General features: G+C 59.3%; 18 protein-coding genes. 12 read left to right on the top strand and 6 right to left on the bottom strand.

Annotated elements, in window-relative coordinates; genetic code table 11:
- Positions 1-126: 126 nt before the first annotated feature.
- The 3 genes from CCX46_RS05015 to CCX46_RS05005 all read left to right on the top strand — a co-directional run bounded on the left by CCX46_RS05015 (position 127) and on the right by CCX46_RS05005 (position 3,069).
- Positions 127-1,071: an ornithine cyclodeaminase family protein gene (locus tag CCX46_RS05015; RefSeq protein WP_127925918.1), complete on the top strand. Its 945-nt coding sequence runs from the start codon at positions 127-129 to the stop codon at positions 1,069-1,071.
- Between the two features lie 150 nt (positions 1,072-1,221).
- Complete coding sequence (locus CCX46_RS05010; RefSeq protein WP_127925917.1) at positions 1,222-2,349, top strand: NAD(P)/FAD-dependent oxidoreductase; 1,128 nt, start codon at positions 1,222-1,224, stop codon at positions 2,347-2,349.
- 93 nt (positions 2,350-2,442) lie between these two features.
- Positions 2,443-3,069: a helix-turn-helix transcriptional regulator gene (locus CCX46_RS05005; protein WP_127925916.1), complete on the top strand. Its 627-nt coding sequence runs from the start codon at positions 2,443-2,445 to the stop codon at positions 3,067-3,069.
- Positions 3,070-3,169: 100 nt separating this feature from the next.
- Here the strand turns inward: CCX46_RS05005 and CCX46_RS05000 are convergent, their stop codons facing one another.
- The 6 genes from CCX46_RS05000 to CCX46_RS04970 form a co-directional block, all read right to left on the bottom strand.
- Positions 3,170-3,946 (bottom strand): ABC transporter substrate-binding protein, encoded by a 777-nt coding sequence (locus tag CCX46_RS05000; protein WP_095119386.1) that lies wholly within the window; start codon positions 3,944-3,946, stop codon positions 3,170-3,172.
- 242 nt (positions 3,947-4,188) lie between these two features.
- Complete coding sequence (moaE, locus tag CCX46_RS04995; RefSeq protein WP_038357637.1) at positions 4,189-4,641, bottom strand: molybdopterin synthase catalytic subunit MoaE; 453 nt, start codon at positions 4,639-4,641, stop codon at positions 4,189-4,191.
- Positions 4,642-4,644: 3 nt separating this feature from the next.
- Positions 4,645-4,887: a MoaD/ThiS family protein gene (locus tag CCX46_RS04990; protein ID WP_127925915.1), complete on the bottom strand. Its 243-nt coding sequence runs from the start codon at positions 4,885-4,887 to the stop codon at positions 4,645-4,647.
- Positions 4,884-5,357 (bottom strand): cyclic pyranopterin monophosphate synthase MoaC, encoded by a 474-nt coding sequence (gene moaC, locus CCX46_RS04985; protein ID WP_016985015.1) that lies wholly within the window; start codon positions 5,355-5,357, stop codon positions 4,884-4,886. Before moaC ends, CCX46_RS04990 begins: the two co-directional genes overlap by 4 nt.
- Before the next feature lie 239 nt (positions 5,358-5,596).
- Entirely contained in the window at positions 5,597-6,991 is a 1,395-nt protein-coding gene (locus CCX46_RS04980) for a PhoH family protein (protein WP_016985016.1), read from the bottom strand.
- Between the two features lie 337 nt (positions 6,992-7,328).
- The gene (locus CCX46_RS04970; RefSeq protein ID WP_127925913.1) at positions 7,329-8,453 is read right to left on the bottom strand and encodes a polysaccharide deacetylase family protein; all 1,125 of its coding nucleotides are present in this window, start codon (positions 8,451-8,453) and stop codon (positions 7,329-7,331) included.
- Positions 8,454-8,782: 329 nt separating this feature from the next.
- Between CCX46_RS04970 and yaaA the strand changes: the two genes are divergently transcribed.
- The 9 genes from yaaA (at position 8,783) to CCX46_RS04925 (ending at position 21,661) form a co-directional block, all read left to right on the top strand.
- Complete coding sequence (yaaA, locus tag CCX46_RS04965) at positions 8,783-9,562, top strand: peroxide stress protein YaaA (RefSeq protein WP_127925912.1); 780 nt, start codon at positions 8,783-8,785, stop codon at positions 9,560-9,562.
- 810 nt (positions 9,563-10,372) lie between these two features.
- Positions 10,373-11,689 (top strand): nucleotide sugar dehydrogenase, encoded by a 1,317-nt coding sequence (locus CCX46_RS04960; protein ID WP_007914305.1) that lies wholly within the window; start codon positions 10,373-10,375, stop codon positions 11,687-11,689.
- An 87-nt stretch (positions 11,690-11,776) separates the two neighbouring features.
- Positions 11,777-13,258, top strand: a complete 1,482-nt coding sequence (alg8, locus tag CCX46_RS04955; RefSeq protein WP_127925911.1) for a mannuronan synthase — start codon at positions 11,777-11,779, stop codon at positions 13,256-13,258.
- A gap of 35 nt (positions 13,259-13,293) precedes the next feature.
- On the top strand, positions 13,294-14,463 hold the full coding sequence (locus tag CCX46_RS04950; protein WP_105705589.1) for an alginate biosynthesis protein Alg44: 1,170 nt from the start codon (positions 13,294-13,296) through the stop codon (positions 14,461-14,463).
- Between the two features lie 15 nt (positions 14,464-14,478).
- Complete coding sequence (gene algK, locus CCX46_RS04945) at positions 14,479-15,981, top strand: alginate biosynthesis TPR repeat lipoprotein AlgK (protein ID WP_177413848.1); 1,503 nt, start codon at positions 14,479-14,481, stop codon at positions 15,979-15,981.
- A complete protein-coding gene (locus tag CCX46_RS04940) occupies positions 15,978-17,459 on the top strand; it encodes an alginate export family protein (protein ID WP_127925910.1) in 1,482 nt (493 codons plus the stop codon). The genes algK and CCX46_RS04940 overlap by 4 nt, the downstream gene beginning before the upstream one ends.
- A gap of 26 nt (positions 17,460-17,485) precedes the next feature.
- Positions 17,486-19,057: a mannuronan 5-epimerase AlgG gene (gene algG, locus CCX46_RS04935; RefSeq protein ID WP_127925909.1), complete on the top strand. Its 1,572-nt coding sequence runs from the start codon at positions 17,486-17,488 to the stop codon at positions 19,055-19,057.
- Between the two features lie 10 nt (positions 19,058-19,067).
- On the top strand, positions 19,068-20,528 hold the full coding sequence (locus CCX46_RS04930; protein ID WP_077571213.1) for an alginate O-acetyltransferase: 1,461 nt from the start codon (positions 19,068-19,070) through the stop codon (positions 20,526-20,528).
- Between the two features lie 8 nt (positions 20,529-20,536).
- Positions 20,537-21,661, top strand: a complete 1,125-nt coding sequence (locus CCX46_RS04925) for a mannuronate-specific alginate lyase (RefSeq protein WP_064393309.1) — start codon at positions 20,537-20,539, stop codon at positions 21,659-21,661.
- The last annotated feature ends 50 nt before the right edge of the window (positions 21,662-21,711 follow it).

The following is a 21,711-nucleotide window of genomic DNA, read 5'->3' as shown; positions in this document are numbered from 1 at the left end:
AAGAAAAGCGCAGCCGGCAACGGACTGCGCTTTTTTTTCGTGCGGATTTTCATCAGGTGCTTGCCCGACAAAACTAAAAGTCCATAATGGACAAACGAGTTTAGATTTCCATTTTCGGAGCCTGACATGTCCAGTACGCCCCACGTGATCGACCAAGCCCAGGCCCGCGAGTTACTGGCGCGCATTGATGTGCCGCAGATCCTGCGCAAGCTGTTCCGAGACCTGGCTGCCGGAAACGCCGTGCAGCCGGCGCAGCAACTGGTGGAATTCCCGCAGGGTGCCGGCGACTTCATCAACTATCTGGGGGTGCTGGCAGAGGACGGCGTGTACGGTGTGAAGACTTCTCCTTATATCGTTCGCGAGCAAGGCCCGTTGGTGACGGCGTGGACACTGCTGATGTCGATGAAAACCGGCCACCCGCTGCTGCTCTGCGATGCCGGTGAACTGACCACCGCGCGCACCGCCGCGACCACCGCCGTGGCTGTCGACGCCCTAGCGCCGCTGAATGCCTCGCGACTGGCGATCATTGGCAGCGGCAAGGTTGCCCAGGCGCATCTGCACTACGTGAAGTCGCTGCGCGACTGGCAGAGCATCAGCCTGTATTCGCCAAGCCTGTCCGCCGACGCGCAAACCCAGGCACTGTTGAAAGCCATTACGCCCAATCTGAAGATCGCTGACAGCCGTGATGCGGCCATCGCCGAGGCCGATGTGATCATGCTCTGCACTTCGTCCGCCGGACCGGTGATCGATCCTGCCGCATTGAGCAAACCGGCGCTGATCACCTCGATCAGCACCAATGCCCCACGCGCCCACGAAGTGCCGCCGCAGAGCCTCAACGGCATGCAGGTGTTCTGTGACTATCGTCTGACCACGCCGGGGTCGGCCGGTGAGATGTTGATTGCCAGTGAACAACATGGCTGGAGCAAGGATTTAATTGTTGGTGATCTCGCCGATCTGCTCAGCGAAAAAGTGCAGCGCCCGGATTACGATCGTCACGTGTTCTTCCGTTCAATCGGCCTTGGCCTGGAAGACATTGCCCTCGCCAATGCGGTTTACCACCTAACCCACTAACACCAAAATTCCCCTGTGGGAGCGAGCCTGCTCGCGAATGCGGTCTGATATTCACCGAAGATGTCGACTGACACACCGCTTTCGCGAGCAGGCTCGCTCCCACAGGGGACTAGCGAACGCCTTGATATTGCGTACCCACTGGAGAACCTCATGAGCCAGGCAGATTTCATCATCATCGGCGGCGGAATTGCCGGCGCTTCCACCGGGTTCTGGCTGTCGCCGCACGGCAAAGTGGTCGTGCTCGAACGTGAATCCCATCCGGCCTATCACTCCACCGGACGCTCCGCCGCGCTGTTCACCGCAGCCTATGGCACACCACAAGTACGCGCGCTGACCCAGGCCAGCCGGGCGTTTTTCGACAACCCGCCCAGCGGTTTCTGCGAACACCCACTGCTGACCCCGCGCGGAGAAATGACCGTCGATTTCACCGGTGACGCCGCCGAACTGAACAACCAATACCTCAGCGCCAAAGCCACCGTGCCGGAAATGCAATTGCTCAGCGCCGACGAAGCCTGTGCGCGGCTGCCAATCCTGCGTCGGGAAAAAGTCCACGGCGCGATCTACGATCCAAGTGCCAGCGACATCGACACCGACGCCTTGCATCAGGGCTACCTGCGCGGCATCCGCCGCAACCACGGCGACGTGCACACCGACTGCGAAGTACTCGGCCTGAACCGCGACGTCGACGGCCTCTGGCACGTACAAACAAACGGCCAGACTTTCAGCGCACCGTTGATCATCAACGCCGCTGGCGCCTGGGCCGACAAAATCGGCGTTTTGGCCGGTGCCAAGCCGCTGGGCCTGCAACCGAAACGCCGCGCCGCATTTATTTTCGCCGGCCCCGAAGGCGTCGACATTCATCACTGGCCGATGCTGGTCAGCCTCGACGAATCCTTCTATATGAAGCCTGACGCCGGCATGTTTCTCGGCTCGCCGGCCAACGCCGACCCGGTCGAACCCCACGACGTGCAGCCGGAAGAGCTGGACATCGCGATGGGCATCTACCAGATCGAAGAAGCGACCACGCTGACCATCCGCCGCCCGACCCGCACGTGGGCCGGGCTGCGCAGTTTCGTCGGCGACGGTGATCTGCTCAGCGGTTTCGATCCGCAGGTGGCGGGGCTGTTCTGGGTCGCGGCGCAAGGTGGTTATGGCATCCAGACTTCGCCAGCCATGGGCCAGGCCAGTGCGGCATTGGTGCGCGGCGAGCCTTTGCCCGAGCACTTGCGTGACTTCGGCCTGAGCAGCGCCATGCTCTCCCCTGCCCGCCTCGCCTGATCGTCCATCCGGATGACGCGCCCAACGGATTGCGGCACACTCGCAGCGCCTCCTGATCACGGGGGCGTTGACGCTGCCTGGAGCTCCACTGTCATGACCGCCCCTGAGTTCGACCCGGCGCTGGATAACTTCCGCGCCATCGCCGATGCCATCGCCACACTGTTCTTTCCGCACGCCGAAGTGGTGCTGCACGACCTGCGCACGCAGAAGGTCGATTACATCGCCAACAACCTGTCCAAACGCGAGATCGGTGACGACTCATCGCTGGAAGACATGCTCAGCGAGGATGTCAGCGACCGTAATATCGGTCCGTACGAAAAGCTCAATTGGGACGGCCAGAAGATCCGTAGCCTGAGCAGCGTCCTGCGCGACAACGAAGGCCTGCCGCTGGCGGTGCTGTGCATCAACTTGAATATTTCGCTGTTCGAAAATGCCAAGGCGGCGCTGGACCTGTTCCTCTCACCGAGCAAACTGATCCCGCAACCGGACTCACTGTTTCGCGATGACTGGCAGGAGCGCATCAACACCTTCCTCCACGCCTGGCTGCGCGAACGGCAGCTGAGCCTGAATCTGCTGACCCGCGATCACAAGCGTGAACTGGTGCTGGCACTGCACGCCGAAGGCGCGTTCAAGGGCAAGAGCGCCTCGAACTATGTGGCCAATGTGCTGAACATGGGGCGGGCGACGGTGTACAAGCATTTGAAGGAAATGAAGGGCTAAAGGTTTGCGGTGATTTCTCTGACGCCATCGCGAGCAGGCTCACTCCTACAGGGGAGCGCATTCCAAATGTAGGAGTGAGCCTGCTCGCGATAGCGGACTATCAGTCGCCGTAAATGTCGGACTTGAAATACTTCTCGGAAATCTTCTGATATTCGCCACTCGCGCGAATGCCATCAATGGCCCCATTCAACTGGCTGACCAATTCGGCATTACCCTTGCGCACTGCAATCCCCGCCCCCTCGCCCACGTACTTCGGATCCTTCAACTCAGGCCCGACGAACGCATAACCCTTGCCACGCGGCATCGATAAAAAGTCATTCAACGGAATGGTGTCGGCAAAAATCGCATCCAGCCGCCCTGCCGCCAAATCCATGTAGATCTCTTCGTTGTTGCTGTAGCGCTTGACGTTGATGCCCTTCGGCTCGAACACCTCGGTGGCGTAACGATCAGTGGTGGTCGCGCGCTGCACGCCGACGTTCTTGCCCTTCAGGCTGGCGTATTGATCGTCAACGCTGGCGCCTTCTTTCATCACCAGCCGCGACGAAGTGAAGTAGTACTTGTGGCTGAAATCCACCGACTTCTTGCGGTCTTCGTTGATGGTCATCGAGGACAGCGCCATATCGATTTTCTTCACTTTCAGCGAAGGAATCAGACCGTCGAACTCACCTTCGACCCACACGCACTTGACCTTCATTTGCGCGCACAGGGCATTACCGATGTCGTAGTCGAAACCGACGATTTCGCCCTTGTCGGTTTTCGAGGCGAACGGCGGATAAGCGGCTTCAATGCCGATGCGCAGGGTTTGTTCGGCGGCGAACACACTGGCGGAGGCCAACAGGCTTAGGGCAAGACCGGTGATGAGGGGGAGTTTCTTCATGTTCGTTCTCTCGCGGGTTGTTGTTGGTTTGGCAAGAAAGAGCTGAAACGGAGGGAAATACTTTTTTTGTACTTATAAATCCATATTGGACTTATATGTATAGGCAGTCAATCAGGCAAAGACAGAGGTTTTTGGTGTTGCAGATGACGTCATCGCGAGCAGGCTCACTCCTACAGGGGGAACGCATTCCAATTGTAGGAGTGAGCCTGCTCGCGATGGCGGACTAGAGGGCGACACAGGGTTTATTTCTTCCAGCGATCCGCAGCCGCGTGATCACTGTCCCGCCCCTCAACCCAACGCGGCCCGTCGCTGGTGTTTTCCTTCTTCCAGAACGGTGCACGGGTTTTCAGGTAGTCCATGACGAAGGCGCAGGCATCGAACGCGGCCTGGCGATGGGCGCTCGCGGCACCGACGAAGACGATCGGTTCGCCCGGTTCCAGTGCGCCGATGCGGTGCAGCACTTCCAGTTTCAGCAGCGGCCAGCGCTGTTCGGCTTCGATGGCGATCTTGCCGAGGGCTTTTTCGGTCATGCCCGGATAGTGTTCAAGGAACATCCCGGCCACATCCAGGCCATCATTGAAGTCGCGCACATAGCCGACAAAACTCACCACCGCGCCGACGCCGACATTGGCCGCGTGCATCGCGTTGACTTCAGCGCCCGGGTCGAACGGCGTGGCCTGCACGCGAATCGCCATGGCTCAGCCTCCGGTCACGGTGGGGAAAAACGCCACTTCGTCGCCATCGACCACTGGCTCGTCGAGCTGGCAGAGGTCTTCGTTGCGTGCGCACATCAGATTCTGCTCGCTCAGCACATCAGCGCCATCACGCTGCACCAGCAACGCTCGCACGTCGTCAACAGTAGCGAAATCACCTTCAACCTTCACCGAATCCACGCCCAGCGCTTCACGGTAACGGGCAAAAAACTTCACGGTCAGGTTCATGGCTGCTCCGCCTGAAAGTGCCCGCTCTTGCCGCCGACCTTCTCCAGCAGGCGCACGCTTTCGATGGTCATGCCGCGATCGACAGCTTTGCACATGTCGTAAATGGTCAGCGCGGCGACGCTGGCGGCGGTCAGCGCTTCCATCTCGACGCCGGTCTGCCCGGACAGTTTGCAGCGGGCGACGATGCGCACGGTGTCTTCACCATCGGCACTGAGTTCGACTTTGACGCCGGTGAGCATCAGCGGATGGCACAGGGGAATCAGATCACTGGTTTTCTTCGCCGCCTGAATGCCGGCAATGCGCGCCACGGCGAACACATCGCCCTTGGGATGGCCGCCGCTGACGATCATCTGCAGCGTTTCGGGGAGCATGCGCACCAGCGCTTGGGCCGTCGCTTCACGGAACGTCACGGCTTTTTCGGTGACGTCGACCATGTTGGCGCGACCTTGGGAATCGAGATGAGTCAGCACGGGATTACTCCTGATCAGGAGCGTGGATTGTAAACCTGCGGGTCAAATTTCCGCATCACTGATTATGAAATCACCGTTGCCCCCTGTGGGAGCGAGCCTGCTCGCGATAGCGGATTCAGATTCACTATAAATGTCGACTGATACACCGTATTCGCGAGCAGGCTCGCTCCCACAGGGGATATGCATTTATCCATAAAAAAACCGGGCGGCTTTTGGGCCGCCCGGTTCTGGGTGAAAGGTTACAAATGGGTTTCGGCGTATTCAGCCAGAATCGAGCGAGGCACCCCTTGCAGGGTGATGTGCACACCGTTGGGGAAATCCTTGAAGCGTTCGGTCAGATACGTCAGCCCGGAGCTGGTCGCGGACAGGTAAGGGGTGTCGATCTGTGCGAGGTTGCCCAGGCACACCACTTTGGAACCGGCGCCGGCACGGGTGATGATGGTTTTCATCTGGTGCGGCGTGAGGTTCTGGCATTCGTCGATCAGGATCAGGCTCTGCTGGAAGCTGCGCCCGCGAATGTAGTTGAGCGATTTGAACTGCAACGGCACTTTGCTGAGGATGTAATCGACGCTGCCATGGGTGTTTTCGTCATCCATGTGCAAGGCTTCGAGGTTGTCGGTGATGGCGCCCAGCCAAGGCTCCATTTTTTCCGCTTCGGTGCCGGGCAGGAAACCGATCTCCTGATCCAGACCCTGCACGCTACGGGTGGCGATGATGCGGCGATAACGCTTGCTGACCATGGTCTGCTCGATCGCAGCGGCCAGTGCCAGAATGGTTTTACCGGAACCGGCAGCACCCGACAGATTGACCAGATGAATGTCCGGATCGAGCAGCGCGTACAGCGCCAGGCTCTGGTAGATGTCGCGCGGCTTGAGCCCCCAAGCCTCTTGATGCAGCAGCGGTTCCTGGTGCAGGTCGAGGATCAGCAGCTTGGCCTCGTCAATCTCCTTGATCCAGCCGACAAAGCCCTGTTCGTCAATGATGAACTCGTTGATGTGCACCGCCGGCAGGTTGTCGATCAGTTGCACTTGATGCCAGGTGCGGCCGTGGTCCTGACGGGTGTCGACCTTGCTCACGCGGTCCCAGAAAGAGCCGGTCATGTTGTGGTAGCCGTTGGGCAGCAGGGACACGTCATCGACCAGTTGGTCGGTGCTGTAATCCTCGGCATCAATGCCGCAGGCGCGCGCCTTGAGGCGCATGTTGATGTCTTTGGTGACCAGCACCACCGGTTTTTTCGGGTCGCGGGTGTGCAGGTCGATCAGTTGGTTGATGATTTTGTTGTCGTTCAGATGCTCGGGCAGAATCAGGTTAGATTCGGCCTGCTTGCTCATCAGAATTGACAGCAAGCCCTTCGGCCCGCCCTTGCCGCGCTGGATCGGCACACCCAGTTCGACATCTTCCGGGGACGCATCGCCCAGGGTCTTGTCGATCAGCCGGATGGCCTGACGGCACTCAGCGGCCACGCTGTGATGCCCGCTCTTGAGCTTGTCCAGCTCTTCAAGCACGGTCATCGGGATCGCGACGTGGTGTTCTTCGAAATTCAGCAGGGCGTTTGGATCGTGAATCAATACGTTGGTATCGAGTACATAAAGGATTGGCTGGTTGGAGGAAGGGCTACGTCCGTGATCATCCATACTCGGTCACCTTTGTCAGAGCCAGTAGACGCAATACCTTGACGGTGCTGCGCCTCGAAGTGACTGCCGAAATCTCACCTGCGGAGATTCAAGTGACTGCAAACAAACGGGTCTTGGAAGACGCCACCTGTGTTGCAGGTTTCGGCGGTCTGTCTTCGTAATACTCCAAAACCGATGACATAAAAAAGTACTTTGACGGTTTTTTTAAGTTTATTTTGCAGAGTGACGAAAAGCCCTTGGCGGACTGTCCATAGCCCGCTAAAGTCGGAAGTCCGCCTGCACCGAAACCCCGTAAAAAATCACCCCAAGCCCAATGTTTCCGGGCTTTTGCCGTTTCTCAGCGAAACGCGTCCTGACAATCTTCCCAACCGATGCCGCTCTGCGCGGTTTGCGTGATCAGCCACGGCAACGAGGTCTTCACCGTGTCCTGTTTCATGTTGAAATTGATCACCCCGTGCCGCCACAACAGCATCAGGGTCAGTACCCGCTGCGCGCTCGCTGAGCCCTTGAGTTTGCCGGCGCTGTCCTGGGCGTCGATATCCCACAACGCCACTTGCAGGCCCTGGGTATTGAAAAAAACCTGCGCATCGCTGCGACGCTGCCCTTCCGGCGGACGGAACAGCGGCACGTAGTTTTCCGGCAATTTGTTTTTCACCAGATCAGCACTGCGTCGCACCGAATCCTGCCAGTCCTGCCAGTGGCTGTGGGAACGGAACTCCCAACCCTGCACGCCGACGCACTGTCTCGAGAAACCGGCTTGCAGGCTGCTCACCGAACGATCAGCCAACCGCGCCTGAATATCCTTGCCCAACACGAAGAAGGTACCGCTCAGGTTGGACTTGCGCAGGTATTCGGTGAGCCAGTCAGTGTTGTCCGGTTGCAGGTTGGCGGCGCTGTCGAAGGTCAGCAAAAACAGCCGGTCATGCATCTCGTCGCCGTTACGCTCGTAGTCGCCGAAACGATCGATTTCGCTGCTGGTCTGCGGTGACAGCGCCGCCTTGCGCATCAGTTCGTCCAGATACTGCAAATGGAAGATCCGGCTCGGCTCGGCCCACTTGGTGTAATAGCTGTCGTCGCTGACCACGAACTTGGCCGCTTGCTCACGCAAGGTCGGCAGGTCTTCGACGAGGAAACAGAACGAGGCGTCCTGATCGCAGCTTTGCTGGGCGTAGTTGTAGTTGGCCAACAGGCGCTGCCAGAGGCGCTGGCGCAGGCTGTTGATCGCGTCGATGTTGATCGTGCGCAGGCCCAGACGCTGAGCCAAAGCGGCATCGTCCATCGATTCGGTGCCGAGCAGACCACGGGCGAACATGAGGATTTCTGCCCGTGAAGCCACATCAAACAGCGTCGGATTGCTGAGCTGCTCCGGCCAGGTGCTGCGATCCAGCGTCGCCACATCACCCGGCGCCGCGACAGCACCAAAGCTCAACAGCCACGCGGTGAATAAAAGAACAATGCGCAAAAGGGATGTCTCCATAACAAAACCCGCGCGGCACTATAGCTGATGTGCAAGGCTGAAGGACGCCGCCCTCACCCCAGCCCTCTCCCGGAGGGAGAGGGAGCTGACCGAGTATCGCTTTCGATATCCGCCAATCGGAACTACCGAGTCGAACTCAAATTTTGAAACCAACGAAGATCGGCTCCCTCTCCCTCCGGGAGAGGGCTGGGGTGAGGGAAAAAATCCACCAGCCGTCGCAAATGCCGGTACTTACACCTGCCTATAACCCCCATAGCTGGAGTCAACACCGACAACCCCCTAGAATCGCCCCCACGATTAAAGGAGACGACTTCATGCTGATGGTGATTTCCCCCGCCAAGACCCTCGATTACGAAACACCGCCGGCGACCCAGCGCTTCACCCAGCCGCAATACCTCGACCATTCCCAGGCGCTGATCCAGCAACTGCGCGACCTGACGCCGGCGCAGATCAGCGAACTGATGCACGTGTCCGACAAGATCGGCGGGCTCAACGCCGCACGTTTCGGCAGCTGGACACCCGCCTTCACCCCGGACAACGCCAAGCAGGCGCTGCTCGCGTTCAAGGGTGACGTCTACACCGGTCTCGACGCACAGTCCTTCAGCGAAACCGATTTCGACTACGCGCAAAAACACCTGCGCATGCTCTCCGGCCTGTATGGCTTGCTGCGCCCGCTCGACCTGATGCAACCGTATCGCCTGGAAATGGGCACCAAATTGGCCAACGCTCGCGGCAAAGACCTTTATGCCTTCTGGGGCACGCGCATCAGCGAATGGCTGAACGAAGCGTTGGTCGATCAAGGCGACGACGTGTTGCTCAACCTCGCGTCCAACGAATACTTCTCGGCGGTCAAACGCACGGCCCTGAACGCGCGGATCATCAATACCGAGTTCAAGGATCAGAAGAACGGCCAGTACAAGATCATCAGCTTCTACGCCAAGAAGGCCAGGGGCCTGATGAGCCGTTTCGTGATCCAGGAAAAAATCAACGATCCGGCCCTGCTCAAACAATTCGATGTGCAGGGGTATCGCTACAGCGCCGAGCAGTCGAAACCCGACAATCTGGTATTTTTGCGCGACCACGCCCCCGAATAAAGCATGCCTATTGCACGACTCTTTCTATAAAGAGTCGTGCAGCCTGCACGCTGTCAAAAATCCCCCGCCATATTTCGCCATTTTACTGGCGCCAAAAAAACCTCCCTGTCTTTTCTAAGATTAGTTTCACTCGACACTGATCATTTTTTTCAGTAGTGGCACCTAAATTTTTTCACCGTAGTGGCACAAAACTATCTAACGTGATTTTTCGCCTGTTATTAAAGGTCGAAAACGAAAGTGCTATCAAATTGAGACTAGTGCCATCTCTGACAATATTTCAAGAAATTTCAGATTTCGCGATGAGCGGACAGGAACTTCGTCCGAATGCATAGCTCATACCACCGGTAACGATTCTCGCCGAGTTTGTACGAGATAACTTACGCGGAGCAGATAGCCATGTAACCAAGTTGTCACAGCAACTTGCCTAGATGACTAACTAGTCTCAAAACAGACGATGGACAGGAGATACGCACCATTAATATCCCCTACAAAGGCCATGACCGCGCCCTTATAAACGTGCTCGCCTGAGCACCCAACCGCTTGATTCACGGGACTTTCATCCTGACATCGAGCGCGCAGGACGATTGCACAAGAGTCTTCTCCAAAGAAGATCGGCTGCATAACAGGGCAAGTCATAACAACAAAGCCTGGTTGCGCACATCTTGAGTGCACTTATTTAGACACTCGAAACTTAGTATGCCTGCACACGGCATTGTGGCGCCTGTATGCCGCACTTTCGAGTGCACTAATGAACGCTGAACACCATTAACTCCGGCCTTCTAAGGCCTGATATATACAGAGGTAATTGCGATGCGCATCAGCATATTTGGTTTGGGTTACGTTGGCGCAGTATGTGCCGGTTGCCTGTCTGCACGGGGCCATGACGTAGTTGGCGTCGATGTTGCCAAAGACAAGATCGACATGATCAACGCCGGCAAATCGCCGATTGTAGAACCAGGCCTGGGCGAACTTCTGCAACAGGGTATTCAGACCGGTCGCCTGCGTGGCACGACCAACTTCGCCGAGGCGATTCGCGACACCGACCTGTCGATGATTTGCGTCGGCACGCCGAGCAAGAAGAACGGCGACCTCGAACTGAACTACATCGAAGCGGTATGCCGCGAGATCGGTTTTGTCCTGCGTGAAAAAACCACTCGCCACACCATCGTCGTACGCAGCACCGTACTGCCGGGCACTGTTGCCAACGTGGTGATCCCGATTCTCGAAGACTGCTCGGGCAAGAAGGCCGGTGTCGACTTCGGCGTTGCGGTCAACCCTGAGTTCCTGCGTGAATCCACCGCGATCGCCGACTACGACCTGCCACCGATGACCGTTATCGGCGAGTTCGACAAGGCCTCGGGCGACGTTCTGCAATCGCTGTACGAAGAACTCGACGCACCGATCATCCGCAAGGACATCGCCGTTGCCGAGATGATCAAGTACACCTGCAACGTCTGGCACGCGACCAAAGTGACCTTCGCCAACGAGATCGGCAACATCGCCAAAGCGGTCGGCGTCGATGGCCGTGAAGTGATGGAAGTGGTCTGCCAGGACAAGACCCTCAACCTGTCCCAGTACTACATGCGCCCGGGCTTCGCCTTCGGCGGTTCGTGCCTGCCGAAAGACGTGCGTGCGCTGACCTACCGCGCCGGCTCCCTGGACGTCGAAGCGCCGCTGCTCAACTCGCTGATGCGCAGCAACGAATCGCAAGTGCAGAACGCCTTCGACATCGTGGAAAGCCACGACAAACGCAAAGTCGCCCTGCTCGGCCTGAGCTTCAAGGCCGGCACCGACGACCTGCGTGAAAGCCCGCTGGTAGAACTGGCCGAGATGCTGATCGGCAAGGGTTACGACCTGAGCATCTACGACAGCAACGTCGAGTACGCCCGTGTTCACGGCGCGAACAAAGACTACATCGAGTCGAAAATCCCGCACGTATCGTCCCTGCTCAACGCGGACTTCGATTCGGTGATCGACAACTCCGACGTGATCATCCTCGGCAACCGCGACGAGAAGTTCCGCCCGTTGGCCCAGCAAGCGCCGCACGGCAAGCAGGTCATCGACCTGGTCGGCTTCATGGCCAAAGCCACCGACGCCGGTACGCGCACCGAGGGTATCTGCTGGTAATGCAGACCTAAGCGACAGGCTTCGAGCTGCAGTACTTGCAGCTCGAAGCTTGCAGCTTGAAGCCTCCCTTACCTTCGGAAGACGCTGATGAGCAAGCTCAAACATTTTTTTCTGCAATCAGCCGGCTGGCTTTTTTATCTCAGTCTGCTGATGGGCCTGGCCTTGATGCTGCCCACGTCCACATTCGACTCCGAGTCGAAGGACTTCATTTTCCTGATTGGCGCCGTGGGTATCTGGCGCTACTCGATGGGTGCAACGCACTTTGTGCGGGGCATGATTTTCCTCTACATCGTTTACCCGCACTTGCGCCGCAAAGTGCGCAAGCTGGGTAAGGCGGCGGACCCGTCGCATGTGTTTCTGATGGTCACCAGTTTCCGTATCGATGCACTGACGACTGCGCAGGTCTACAGCTCGGTGATCCGTGAAGCCATCGACTGCGAACTGCCGACCACCGTGGTCTGCTCGATCGTCGAAATGTCCGATGAGTTGCTGGTCAAGGCGCTGTGGGCGCGAATGAATCCGCCAGAGCGTGTCAAGCTCGACTTCGTGCGCATTCCCGGCACCGGTAAACGTGATGGCCTGGCCTACGGTTTCCGCGCGATCTCCCGTCACCTGCCGGACGACCGCGCCGTGGTGGCCGTGATCGACGGTGACACCGTGCTCGGCGAAGGCACCGTGCGCAAGACCGTGCCGTGGTTCCAGCTGTTCGGCAACGTCGGCGGCCTGACCACCAACGAATTCTGCGAAGTGCGCGGCGGCTACATCATGAGCGAATGGCACAAGCTGCGTTTCGCCCAGCGCCACATCAACATGTGCTCGATGGCCCTGTCCAAACGCGTGCTGACCATGACCGGTCGTATGTCGGTGTTCCGCGCCACTGTGGTGACCAACCCGGAATTCATCGCCGACGTTGAAAGCGACTCGCTGCAACACTGGCGTCTGGGCCGTTTCAAGTTTTTGACCGGCGACGACAAGTCGAGCTGGTTCAGCCTGATGCGCCTCGGTTACGACACCTTTTACGTGCCTGACGCGGCGATCAACACCGTTGAACACCCGCCGGAAAAAAGCTTTATCAAGGCCAGCCGCAAACTGATGTTCCGCTGGTACGGCAACAACCTGCGCCAGAACTCGCGAGCACTGGGCCTGGGTGTGAAACGCCTCGGCGCCTTCACCTCGGTGGTGCTGTTCGATCAGCGTGTATCGATGTGGACGTCCTTGCTCGGTCTGACCGTGGCGCTCATCGCCAGCTTCAAATACGGCACCGCGTTCATCCTCGTTTACCTGCTGTGGATCGGCATCACCCGCCTGATCCTGACGTTGCTGTTGTCGTGTTCCGGTCACCGCATCGGCCCGGCTTACCCAGCGATTCTGTATTACAACCAGATCGTCGGTGCACTGGTGAAGATCTACGTGTTCTTCCGCCTCGACCAACAATCCTGGACTCGCCAACCCACATCCCTGACCCGTGATCTCGCCAGCTTTCAACGTTGGTTCAACACCTGGTCGTCTCGGACCATGACCTTCTCCGCCGGCAGCATTTTCGTCGCCGTGCTGCTGATGATGGTCTGACCCGCCCCTATTGAATTAACAAGGAAATCGCCCCTATGAATACCGCCGTCAACGCCAACGTAGTGCATGAATCCGAAGCCCAGCGCCAACACGCCCGCGTGAAAATCCCGGCCAAGCTGCGCTTCTTCGGTCCAGACCGGACGCCGGTTGAAGCGCGGGTCATCGACCTGTCTGCCGGTGGTCTGGCGTTTAACGCCGGGCAACTTCAGCTGACCATTGGCCAGGTGTACAAGGCGCGTCTGCAATTCGTCATCGACAACCTCGGCATCGCCATGGACGTTGAACTGCAAGTACGTTCCTTCGACCGCCAGACCGGCCGCGCCGGTTGCCAGTTCCAGAATCTGGAGCCGCAGGATATTTCCACCCTGCGCCACTTGATCACCTCGCACCTGGCCGGCGACATCGTCAGCATCGGCGAAGTGCTGGCGACCCTGCAGCGCGACAACTTCACCAAGGCACGCAAGGTCAAGGACGGCGGCTCCGGCATGACCCCGTTCGGGCGCCTGAAAGCAGTGACCTTCAGCGCCGGTATCTTCGCGGTCGGTCTGGTCGCGGCGGGGTTCATTTTCAAATCGGTATACGGCATGTACTTCGTCAGCCACGCGCAGGCCGGTCTGGTCAGCGTGCCGGGCATGAACATCACCATGCCGCGCGACGGCACCGTGCAGAGTCTGGTCAAGTCCGACGGCGTCGCGGCCAAAGGTGCGCCACTGGCGACCTTCAGCACCAGCATGCTCGATGTGCTCAAGGGCCATCTGGAAGAGGATCAGCTGTCGCCGGCCAAGGTTGAAGAACTGTTCGGCAAGCAAATGACCGGCACGCTGACCTCGCCGTGCGATTGCACCGTGGCCCAGCAACTGGTGGCGGACGGTCAGTACGCAAGCAAAGGTGATGTGATCTTCCAACTGGTGCCGCGCAACACCCAGGCCACCGTCGATGCGCGCTTCTCCTATCGCCAGTTCGGCGACGTGCGTCCGGGTACTCCGGTGAGCTTCCAGATCGCCGGCGAAGACAAGACCCGCACCGGCAAGATCGTCAGCAGCACCAGCCTGAAAAGCGCCGACCTGTCCTCCGATATCCGCGTACAGATCCAGCCTGACGAGCCGCTCGACAGCAGCCTCGCCGGCCGCCCGGTGGAAGTGAACAGCGACCGTGGCCCGAACCTGAACTGGCTGATCGACAAAGCCATGGCTGCCGGTCTTTAAGTCGAGGACATGCCTGTGACTACTCCACCCATCCTGAAAACACCGCGATCCCTGTGGGAGCTGGCCTGCCAGCGATTGGATCAGCGCGGTGTGTCTGATGTACCGCGTCGGCTGAATCGCGAGCAGGCTCACTCCTACATGGGAACGGTGTGTGCCTTGGCTTTGGCAGTCAGTCTGGCCGGTTGCGCCGGCCTGCCCGATCAACGTCTGGCCAACGAAGCGCTCAAGCGTGGCGACACCGCCACCGCTGCGCAGAATTATCAGCAACTGGCCGATCTGGGTTACAGCGAAGCGCAAGTCGGCCTCGCCGATATCCAGGTCGACAGCCGCGACCCTGCGCAAATGAAACAGGCCGAGGCGACTTACCGCGCCGCCGCCAGTGTTTCGCCGCGTGCTCAGGCGCGTCTGGGCCGCCTGCTGGTGGCCAAACCGGGTTCTACCGAAGCCGAACACCACGAAGCCGAAACCCTGCTGAAAAAAGCCGCCGCCAATGGCGAAGGCAATACGTTGATCCCGCTGGCGATGCTCTACCTGCAATACCCGCACAGCTTCCCGAATATCAACGCGCAGCAGCAGATCGATCAGTGGCGCAAATCCGGCTACCCGGAAGCGGGTCTGGCGCAGGTGCTGCTGTATCGCACTCAGGGCACTTACGACCAGCACCTGGATGACGTGGAAAAGATCTGCAAAGCCGCGCTCAACACCACCGACATCTGCTACGTCGAACTGGCCACCGTGTACCAGAAACGCGCGCAGCCTGAGCAACAAGCCGAGCTGATCAAGCAGATGCAGGCCGGTTACAGCCGTGGCACCGTCACCGCGCAGCGCGTCGATTCCGTGGCCCGTGTACTGGCTGATTCAACCCTCGGCAAGCCCGACGAAAAAACCGCGCAGTCGCTGCTCGAGCCGATCGCTCCGGGCTACCCGGCGTCGTGGGTGACCCTCGCGCAACTGCTCTACGACTACCCGGAACTGGGTGACGTCGATCAGATGATGAAGTACCTCGACAACGGCCGCGCCGCCGACCAACCGCGCGCCGAGTTGTTGCTGGGCAAGCTCTACTACGAAGGCAAAATGGTCCCGGCCGACGCCAAAGTCGCCGAAGAACATTTCCAGAAAGCCGTTGGCCGCGAAGTCGCCGCCGACTACTACCTCGGCCAGATCTATCGCCGTGGCTACCTCGGCAAGGTCTATCCGCAGAAGGCTCTCGACCATCTGCTGACCGCTGCGCGCAACGGCCAGAACAGCGCCGACTTCGCCATCGCCCAACTGTTCTCCCAAGGCAAGGGCACCAAGCCCGACCCGCTCAACGCCTACGTGTTCAGCCAATTGGCCAAGGCACAAAACACTCCGCAAGCCGATGAGCTGGCGACCACCCTCGCCGCGCAACTGCCGCCCGAGCGTCTGGCCGAAGCGCAACGTCTGCTGCAACAAGAGCAAGCCAGCCGTGGCGCTCTGAACCCGAACACGCTGCAACTGCACGCCCTGCAAGAAGAAGACGGCGAGGAAAAACTATGAAGCTGAATCCATTCGTGAAGGCCGGTATTGGCCTCACTTTCGCGCTGATCTGGTCTTGCCCGACACTGGCCGCGATGACTGAAAGCAAAAACTTCGGCCTGGAAGTGAAAGTCACCGGCCAGTCCGAAGATGACCGCGACCTCGGCACCGCCAGCGGCGGCGACGTCAACGGCGTCGGCCTCGACCTGCGTCCTTGGGTCTACGGCGAAAGCGGCGCGTGGAGTGCCTACGCCATGGGCCAGGCCGTGACCTCGACCGACATCATCGAGACCGACACCCTGCAACAATCCGACGGTGAACAAGCCACCGACAACGGTGATCGCAAAACCAAGAAAAACTACCTGGCGATGCGCGAGTTCTGGGTCGGCTACAGCGGCCTCACGCCTTACCCGGGCGAGATGCTCAAGTTCGGTCGCCAGCGTCTGCGTAATGACGACGGCCAATGGCGCGACACCAACATCGAAGCGCTGAACTGGACCTTCGACACCACCCTGTTGCGCGCCAACGCCGGTGTTGCCGAACGCTTCAGCGAATACCGCACCGACCTGAAAGAGCTGGCGCCGAAAGACAAGGATCGCCTGCACGCCTACGCCGATGCGGCTTATCAGTGGACGCCGGGCAACTGGGTCGGCATTCGCGGTCATCACACCCATGATGACGGCAAACTCGATTACGCCGAACCGGGCGTGCCACGCGACTCGCTGGATAAAACCGAGAACGGCGACATCAGCTGGATCGGCCTGACCGCCGACAGCGACGCCTACAACTGGCGCAACACCAACACCGTCAACTACTGGGGCAGCATCACCGGCATGAGCGGCGACCGCGACACGGTCAACGCCTTGAACGCTGATGGTTCGCGCCCGGCGCAAGCCAAGCGTAGCGACGACGTCAACGGCTGGGCCACTGACATCGGTGTGCGCCTGCGCCTCGATCCGCAATGGCAAGTCGGCGGTGCCTATGCCCGTGCCAGCGCCGATTACGAGCAGACCGGTCTGGAGAGCAACCGCTCCAACTACACCGGTACCCGCTCGCGTGTGCACCGTTTCGGCGAAGCGTTCCGTGGCGAAATGAACAACATGCAGACCGCGACCCTGTTCGGTTCGTGGATGGTCAACGACGAGTACGACGCCAGCCTGATCTACCACAAGTTCTGGCGTGTCGACGGCAACAAGCCGGTGGGCAGCAACGGCATCAACGCCGTGGAAAACAACACCGACGACGCCACCGGCGCGATCCTCTCCAGCACCTCGCTGCCGCTTGAAGACGGCAACAAGGACCTCGGTCAGGAGATGGACCTGGTCGTCACCAAGTACTTCAAGCAAGGCCTGTTGCCGGCGGCGCTGAGCCAGTCGATCGACGAGCCTTCGGCCCTGGTGCGCTTCCGTGGCGGTGTGTTCAAACCGGGCGATGCCTACGGCAAGCAGGTTGATTCGTACATGCACCGCGCGTTCATCGACGTGATCTGGCGCTTCTGATGCAAACCGCCAAGGGAGTGCCCGACATGATCAGCACCAGGATAGGCTCACTCAGCCTGCTGGCCGGCGCGATGCTGCTGGCCAGCGCTGGCGCCTTCGCCAACGTGGAGCCGGCCAAGCCTGCGACCACGGCCAAGGAGCTGCAACAAGCCAAGACCTACACCGTCAGCAGCGCACCCACCGAGGCGCTGAATCTGGCCGCACCGAAACTGCCCGACCTTTCCGGCTTCACCGCCGAGGCCGCTGCGGCGAAAATCGTCCGTAGCAAACCGGGCAAGATCAGCGTGCGCCGGATGATGCAGGAAGACGCGCTGAAGGACTTCATCGGCGGCGACAACAAGATGGCCGAATGGGTGGTGCGTCAGCACGGTATCCCACAGGCGATCTTCGTCGACGACGGTTACATGAACCTCAAGGATCTGGCGCAGAAACTGCCCAAGCAGTACTTCAGCGAGACCTCGCCGGGCGTGTACCTGTCGAAGCTGCCGATCGTGGTTGGCCGTAAAGGCATCCTCGAAATCGACGGCCAGACCCAGGAACTGCGCCTGTCGCAAGAGGCCGGTGCGTTCATGGTCAACGACGGCCAGCTGTTTGTGCGTGACACCAAAGTCACCGGCTGGCGCGAAAAGGAAAACGGCCCGGCGACCTTCCGTTCGCCGAAGGAATTCCGTCCGTTCCTGCTCGCTTGGGGTGGCACCGAGACCTACATCGTCAACAGCAAGATGGCCAGCTTCGGCTACGCCAACAGTAAGTCGTACGGCGTGAGTATTTCCCAGTACACGCCGAACATGGCCAAGGTCCTCAAGCGCCCTGAACCGACCGGCTGGATCGTCGGCTCCGAGTTCTCCGACATGTGGTACGGCTTCTACTGCTACGAGACCCGCGACTTCGTGGTCAAGGGCAACACCTACAAAGACAACATCGTCTACGGCATCGACCCGCACGACCGTTCCCACGGCCTGATCATTGCCGAGAACACCGTGTACGGCACGAAGAAGAAGCACGGGATCATTATTTCCCGTGAGGTCAACGACAGCTTCATCTTCAACAACAAAAGCTTCGACAACCATCTCTCGGGCCTGGTGATCGACCGTAACAGCGTCAACAACATCATTGCCTACAACGAGATCTACAAGAACCACACCGACGGCATCACCCTCTACGAGTCCGCCGACAACCTGCTGTGGGGCAACAAGGTCATCAGCAACAAGCGCCACGGCATCCGCATTCGTAACAGCGTGAATATCCGCCTCTACGAAAACGTCGCCATGGCCAACGGTTTGACCGGCGTCTACGGCCACATCAAAGACCTCACCGACACCGACCGTGACATCAAGCTCGACCCGTTCGATGCGCAGGTGTCGCTGATCGTCGTTGGCGGTGAACTGGCGGCCAACGGCAGCGGCCCGCTGTCGATCGATTCGCCGTTGAGCGTCGAGCTGTATCGCGTGTCGATGCTGGCGCCGACCAAATCCAGCGGCATCAGCTTCAACGGCATCCTCGGCGAGCGCCAGGATGAAATTCTCGACCTGCTGGTGCGCCAGCAGAAAGCCGTGCTGATCGACCCTGTCGAACGCCAGACCGAAATGCAGGACTGAGGATAATTTTATGCACCCACACTTGATCAGATTACTCAGCCTGTCGGCCCTGACCGTGGGCATTCTCGCGGCCAGCAACGGTGCGCGCGCCGACGAAGGCGCCGCTGCCACGCCACCAAAGTTCAGCGCCGAACCGTGCTGCAACCTGTGCCCGGCCGCCCATGACGCGAAGAACTACACCACGCGTTATCAGCAGAACTTCACCACCCTGGTGCAGGCACAAGGCGACTGGCTGTTCCGGACTCAGGAAGATTTGCGCACCGAGTTCAACACCACCCCGGCCGGCTACAAACGCCTGCAACAGCTGCACGATGCGTTCAAGGCCAAAGGCGTCGAACTGGTGATCGTTTACCAGCCGACCCGTGGCCTGGTGAACCGCAACAAGCTCAACCCGCAGGAAAAAGCCGCGTTCGATTACGAGAAAGCGCTGGGCAACTACAAGACCATGCTTGGCCGTTTCGCCAAGATGGGTTACGTGGTGCCGGACCTGTCGCCGCTGACCAACGAATCGCTGCCGGACACCCTGCCCGCCCACGATTTCTACTTCCGCGGCGACCAGCACTGGACGCCATACGGTGCGCAGCGCACGGCGAAAATCGTCGCCGAAAAGGTCAAGCAGATCCCGGCCTTCGCCGACGTGCCCAAGCGTGAGTTCGAGACCAAGCGCTCCGGGCGCATGGGCAAGACCGGTACCCTGCACAACATGGCCGGGCAACTGTGCGGCACCAGTTACGCGATCCAGTACATGGATCAATTCACCACCGAGCCGAAAGGCGAAGCAGGTGACGGCGATCTGTTCGGTGATTCCGGCAACCCGCAAATCACCCTCGTCGGCACTTCGCACAGCGGCAAGAACTACAACTTCGCCGGCTTCCTCGAAGAAGCCATCGGCGCCGACATTCTCAACGTCGCCTTCCCCGGCGGTGGTCTGGAAGGTTCGATGTTGCAGTACCTGGGCAGCGACGAATTCCAGAAGACGCCGCCGAAGATTCTTATCTGGGAATTCTCGCCGCTGTACCGCCTCGACCAGGAAACCATCTATCGCCAGATGATGTCTCTTCTCGACAACGGCTGCGAAGGCAAAGACGCGCAAATGTCCGCGAGCACCACGCTCAAGCCGGGCAGCAAACAAGAACTGCTGGTCAACAGCAAGAACCTGAACCTGCAGAACAGCAGCCATCAGGTCGACATCCGCTTCGCCGACCCTTCGGTGAAAACCCTGCAAGCCACCCTCTGGTACATGAACGGTCGCCACGAGGACATCAAGATCGAGAAACCGGAAACCTCCGACACCGACGGTCGTTTCGCCTTTGAGTTGCGCACGGACGAAGACTGGGCCTCGCAAAACCTGCTGGCGGTCGAAGTCCAGGGCCCGGAAGCGGGCACCGCGCCACAGAAAGTCGAAGCGAAAATCTGCAAACGCAACGTATTCCCGGGCGCTGGGCAACAAACCGCTCAGGTCGGGCAATGAGGTCTGCTATGCGAAACTCGAAACTGAAAACTCTTTTAGCGCCGACGCTGCTCGGGCTGGCGATCTTCGCCGGCACCGCGCAGGCCGCCGCGCCACTGCGTCCACCTCAGGGCTATTTCGCGCCTGTGGATAAATTCAAGACCGGTGACAAAAGCGAAGGCTGCGACGCGATGCCGACGCCGTACACCGGGCCGCTGCAATTTCGCAGCAAATACGAAGGTTCGGACAAAGCCCGCGCAACGCTGAACGTGCAGTCGGAAAAAGCCTTTCGCGACACCACCAAAGACATCACCACGCTGGAACGCGGCACCGCCAAACGGGTGATGCAGTTCATGCGCGATGGTCGTCCGGAGCAGCTCGATTGCACGCTGAACTGGCTGACCGCGTGGGCCAAGGCCGATGCGTTGATGTCCAAAGACTTCAACCACACCGGCAAGTCGATGCGCAAATGGGCACTGGGCAGCATGGCCTCTTCGTACATTCGCCTGAAGTTCTCCGACTCGCATCCGCTGGCCCAGCATCAGCAGGAAGCGCAGTTGATCGAGGCGTGGTTCAGCAAAATGGCCGATCAGGTCGTCAGCGACTGGGACAACCTGCCGCTGGAAAAAACCAACAATCACTCGTACTGGGCTGCATGGTCGGTGATGGCGACATCGGTCGCGACCAACCGCCGCGACCTGTTCGATTGGGCAGTGAAGGAATACAAGGTCGGCGTCAATCAAGTCGATGCCGACGGCTTCCTGCCGAACGAACTCAAGCGTCAGCAACGCGCCCTCGCCTATCACAACTACGCCCTGCCGCCGCTGGCGATGATCGCCAGTTTCGCCCAGGTCAACGGCGTTGATTTGCGTCAGGAAAACAATGGCGCGCTGAAGCGTCTCGGTGATCGGGTGTTGGCGGGGGTGAAAGACCCGGATGAATTCGAGAAGAAGAACGGCAAAGAGCAGGACATGACCGATCTGAAAGAGGACATGAAATTCGCCTGGCTCGAACCGTTCTGCACGCTCTACACCTGTGCGCCTGATGTGATCGAGAAGAAGCACGGCATGCAGCCGTTCAAGACTTTCCGGCTTGGCGGCGACCTGACCAAGGTCTACGACCCGTCGCATGAGAAGGGCAACAAAGGCTCATAAAGCAAAAGCCCCTCACCCTAACCCTCTCCCAAAGGGAGAGGGGACTGACC

This window comes from Pseudomonas sp. RU47 (assembly GCF_004011755.1).
GTDB lineage: Bacteria > Pseudomonadota > Gammaproteobacteria > Pseudomonadales > Pseudomonadaceae > Aquipseudomonas.
Note: the sequence above shows the minus strand (reverse complement) of the source record. Positions and strands in the feature narration are given on the sequence as shown.